The following is a 4,660-nucleotide window of genomic DNA, read 5'->3' on the forward strand; positions in this document are numbered from 1 at the left end:
AGCAGGGACCCATACTCCGCAGCCGGTGTTGTGAACGGGACTTATCGTTCCGCCATCGCACGACAATGACGATTTGTGGTTATGGGTCCCTGCTTTCGCAGGGACGACACCAGATGTGTTGCGGTTGGAGAGTCATGGCTCCGCATTCTCGCGACATGATTTGTCCGAGCTTTGCGCTTCGTTCCACCCTCCTCAAACAGAGGGCGCCCAAGTCAAGCCCCGACGAGTCAAGCCTCGAATTGCGTCGATTTGCTTGGCGCGTCATCCCGGGCGATATTAGACTTGCTGCCATGGGACGCTAGAAAGATCCCGCCACAACGCACGGCCATAGCGACCATACCACCCCGGCGTGACGGGCGGAGGGCGACCGGCCGGGAGGAAACCGGATGATCTCGGCCCGCTCGCATGTCGAGGAAATTGCGCATGTTGCCCTCGGCAAGGGCAGCCAGCGCGACGCGCCCGTGGTCCAATCCTGGCTCCGGTGCCTCAACGATTATCGCCTCGATCCGGCCCAGGCGCAGGAAGCCTACATCGTGCCTGCGACCCAATTGAAAGAACATCGCGAGCAGTCCGACGAGTTGATCAGGATCGGCCGCTCGGCGGTCGAGGGCCTCTTCCGCCACGTCATGGATCAGCACTACGTGCTTCTGCTTTCCGACGCCCGCGGCGTCACGGTCGATTTCATGGGCGACCCGACATTCGACAATCAGCTGCGCCGCGCGGGCCTCTATCTCGGCTCGGAATGGTCCGAGAACCGCGCCGGCACCTGCGCCGTCGGCGCCTGCATCGTCTCGGGCGATCCGGTCATCATCCATCAGGACGACCATTTCGACACCAGCCATATCGGCCTGACCTGCACGGCAGCGCCGATCTTCGACACGCTCGGCGACCTGACCGCCGTGCTCGACATTTCGCAATTGCGTTCGCCGACGGTCAAGGCGAGCCAGCATCTGGCGCTGCATCTCGTCACCACCACGGCCCGGCGGATCGAGCTCGCCAACCTGATGGCACGGACGCGGCACGACTGGATCCTGAGGATTTCCCGTTCGCCAGATTTTCTGGACGTCGATCCCGAGGCGGCGATAGCCATCGACGCGAACGGGCGCATCTCCGGTCTCACGCATGGCGGCTTCCGCGCGCTCGCCCGCATGTTCGAGCCCCAGCCGGGCGCCGCACGCGGCGTGATCGGAACGCCGATCTCGCAACTGTTCGACATCGACGTCGATGATCTGCCGCGATTCACGCGCAGCCGGGCCGACCGGGAGCGTGTGATCCGGACCCGTTCCGGCGTGATGCTGTTCGCCGGCGCGATCGCGCCGGTCACACGCACGCGCGGCCTGCCCGCCGCCGATCGCATCCCCCGCCCGTTGCGTGAATTGAGCTTTGGCGATGCGGCCATGGAAGCGGTGCAATTGCGCGCCTCCAAGCTCGCGCCAAGGGACGTGCCGATCCTGATCCAGGGCGAGACCGGCGCCGGCAAGGAATTCCTCGCCCGCGCCATTCACGACATCCGCCCCAATCCCGGACGCTTCGTCGCGGTGAATTGCGCCGCCATTCCCGAGGCTTTGATCGAGTCCGAACTATTCGGCTATGCGAGCGGCGCATTCACCGGTGCCGCACCGCGCGGCAAGATCGGCCTGATCGAGGCCGCCGACGGCGGCACCCTGTTCCTCGACGAGATCGGCGACATGCCGATCGGATTGCAGGCGCGGCTGCTACGCGTGCTGTCCGAGGGCGAGATCACTCCCGTCGGCGCGCATCGGCCGAAGCCGGTCAGCTTCCGCCTGATCTCGGCCTCGCATCATCGCCTCGATCAGCTCGTCGCCGATGGCCGCTTCCGCCGCGACCTGTTCTTCCGTCTCAATGCTGCCACGCTGATGTTGCCGGCATTGCGCGAACGGCAGGACCTCGACGGGCTCGTCGATCATCTGCTGGCCCGGATCGGCGCCGACGAGGGCCGCACCATCCGGCTCTCGCACACCGCGCGCATGGCGCTGCGCCGCCATCCCTGGCCGGGCAATCTGCGCGAGCTCGCCAACACGCTCCGCGTCGCAGCAGCTCTCGCGGATGGATCGGAGATCACACTGAACGATTTGCCGGAGACGATGCGCAATCCCGCCGAGCCCGCGGCGCCTGCCTTATCGGCAAGCGACGATCTCGCTGCCGAGCTCGCCGCCTGTGGCGGCAATGTCTCCGAGCTTGCCCGCCGGCTCGGTGTCGATCGATCGACCATCCATCGCCGCCTCCGCCACCTGAAGCGGAGCTAACGCACCTGTGGCAGGTGTGGCGCCACAGCTGTGGCGCCGCCACGCTGCGCGACACCCCGACGCTTCCGTAAAGCCTTGATTTCATGTGACCTGCATGCCCGGCACCCTTGGCATGCAGCTTGCGCTCCCTTGGCCGAACGCCGCGATCGCAGATCGCTTGCGTCAATCACCAAAAGGAGGAAATGCATGCTGGACACCACTGCGAATGCCAAGGCGGAAGTTCTGCTCAATCGGTTTGGCAAGACGCTCGAGGACGGCGATATCGACGCCGCCGTCGCGCTGTTTGCGACCGACTGCTACTGGCGCGATCTCGTCACCTTCACCTGGAACATCAAGACGGTCGAGGGCCGCGACGGGGTTCGCGATCTGCTCACCCACACCCTCAAGACGGCCAAGCCGCGCCATTGGCGCGTCGCCGAAGGTGAGACCGCCACCGAAGCCGACGGCATCCTGGAGACCTGGATCAGCTTCGAGACCGACGTCGCGCGCGGATACGGCCTGGTCCGTTTCCGCGACGGCCTGATCTGGACGCTGCTGACCACGATGGCCGAGCTGAAGGGACATGAGGAAAAATCCGGCTTCACCCGGCCGCTCGGCGCCAGGCATGGCGTCAATGCCGGCGCCAAGAGCTGGAAGGAGGAGCGTGAGGAGGAAGCCCGTTCCCTCGGCTACACGACGCAACCCTATGTGGTGGTCATCGGCGGCGGCCAGGGCGGCATCGCGCTCGGCGCGCGGCTGCGCCAGCTGAACGTACCGACCATCATCATCGAGAAGAACGACCGGCCCGGAGACAGCTGGCGCAAGCGCTACAAGTCGCTCTGCCTGCACGATCCCGTCTGGTACGACCACCTGCCCTATATCGACTTTCCGAAGAACTGGCCGGTGTTCTCGCCGAAGGACAAGATCGGCGACTGGCTCGAGTTCTACACCAAGGTGATGGAGCTGAACTACTGGACCCGGACGACCGCGAAGCGGGCTTCCTTCGACGAGGCGACCAAGGAGTGGAATGTCGTCGTCGATCGCGACGGCGAGGAGATCGTGCTGAAGCCGAAGCAGCTGGTATTTGCGACCGGCATGTCCGGCAAGCCGAACATCCCGAAGTTCAAGGGAATGGACCAGTTCAAGGGCGAGCAGCACCATTCCTCGCAGCACCCGGGACCGGACGGCTACAAGGGCAAGAAGGTCGTCGTCATCGGATCCAACAACTCGGCGCACGACATCTGCGCCGCGCTTTACGAGAACGGCATCGACGTCACCATGGTGCAGCGCTCCTCAACCCACATCGTCCGGTCCGCGCCGCTGATGGAGGTCGGCCTCGGCGATCTCTATTCGGAGCGCGCGGTGAAGGCCGGCGTGACGACGGCGAAGGCGGACCTGATCTTCGCCTCGCTGCCGTACCGGATTCTTCATACCTTCCAGAAGCCGGTCTACGACAAGATCCGCGAGATGGATGCCGATTTCTACGCAGCGCTCGAGAAGGCCGGGTTCAACCTCGACTTCGGCACCGATGATTCCGGCCTGTTCATGAAGTATCTGCGGCGCGGATCGGGCTACTACATCGACATCGGCGCCTCGCAGCTGATCATCGACGGCAAGATCAAGCTCGCCGGCGGCCAGGTCGAGGAGATCACGGCAGGCGGCGTGAAGCTCGACAATGGACGCGAGGTGCCCGCCGACGTGATCGTCTACGCGACCGGCTACGGCTCAATGAACGGCTGGGTCGCCGACCTCATCAACCAGTCGACTGCCGACAAGGTCGGCAAGGTCTGGGGCCTAGGCTCGGATACGCCGAAGGATCCCGGCCCCTGGGAGGGCGAGCAGCGCAACATGTGGAAGCCGACGCAGCAGGAAGCGATGTGGTTCCACGGCGGCAATCTGCACCAGTCGCGCCACTACTCGCACTATCTGGCGCTGCAGCTGAAGGCACGCCTGGAGGGCGTCCCGACGCCGGTCTACGGACTGCAACAGACCCATCACAAGGGCTGAGGCAGACTATCCCGCCTGGTCTTCCGCTCCCGGACCAGGCGGGATTTTTCGGAGATTGAATATGCCGGTGGCAAAGCCTCACCCGTGGCGTCGCGATCCCCAGAGGGCGCGAACATCCTGTCCCGGGCTCTTGCGGTGCAACTCAATCCACAATCGTCGCTGGAACCGGCGGCGGCGCGCGACGTTGATGTCAGGCATCACTGAGTATCCGAAGGGTGAGGACACATGCCGAGGGCTGCCCGCAACAAGCACACTGTCCTGGCGTTCGTCGCGATCCTCGCAGTCGCGGCATCGACAGCGCTGTTTGCAGGTAGCGCCGATGCCGCCCGCGGTGGTGGCGGCGGCCATGGCGGTGGCGGTCATGGCGGCGGAGGCTTCCATGGTGGCGGTGGTGGATTTCACGGCGG

General features: G+C 64.9%; 3 protein-coding genes. All 3 read left to right on the forward strand.

Annotated features, from left to right (window positions below):
• Nucleotides 1-386 precede the first annotated feature (386 nt).
• Nucleotides 387-2,267, forward strand: a complete 1,881-nt coding sequence (locus H8A95_RS41585; RefSeq protein WP_229188252.1) for a sigma-54-dependent Fis family transcriptional regulator — start codon at nucleotides 387-389, stop codon at nucleotides 2,265-2,267.
• 186 nt (nucleotides 2,268-2,453) lie between these two features.
• On the forward strand, nucleotides 2,454-4,253 hold the full coding sequence (locus tag H8A95_RS41590) for an NAD(P)/FAD-dependent oxidoreductase (protein WP_229188253.1): 1,800 nt from the start codon (nucleotides 2,454-2,456) through the stop codon (nucleotides 4,251-4,253).
• Between the two features lie 225 nt (nucleotides 4,254-4,478).
• Nucleotides 4,479-4,660: hypothetical protein (locus H8A95_RS41595; protein WP_229188254.1), on the forward strand; the 182-nt coding region annotated here is incomplete at its 3' end.

Source organism: Bradyrhizobium oropedii (assembly GCF_020889685.1).
GTDB classification, from domain to species: Bacteria; Pseudomonadota; Alphaproteobacteria; order Rhizobiales; family Xanthobacteraceae; genus Bradyrhizobium; species Bradyrhizobium oropedii.

What these genes read in the sequence shown, in the direction of transcription:
- H8A95_RS41585 (WP_229188252.1), top strand. Translation starts at nt 387, where the DNA reads ATGATCTCGGCCCGCTCGCATGTCGAGGAAATTGCGCATGTTGCCCTC.
- H8A95_RS41590 (WP_229188253.1), top strand. Translation starts at nt 2,454, where the DNA reads ATGCTGGACACCACTGCGAATGCCAAGGCGGAAGTTCTGCTCAATCGG.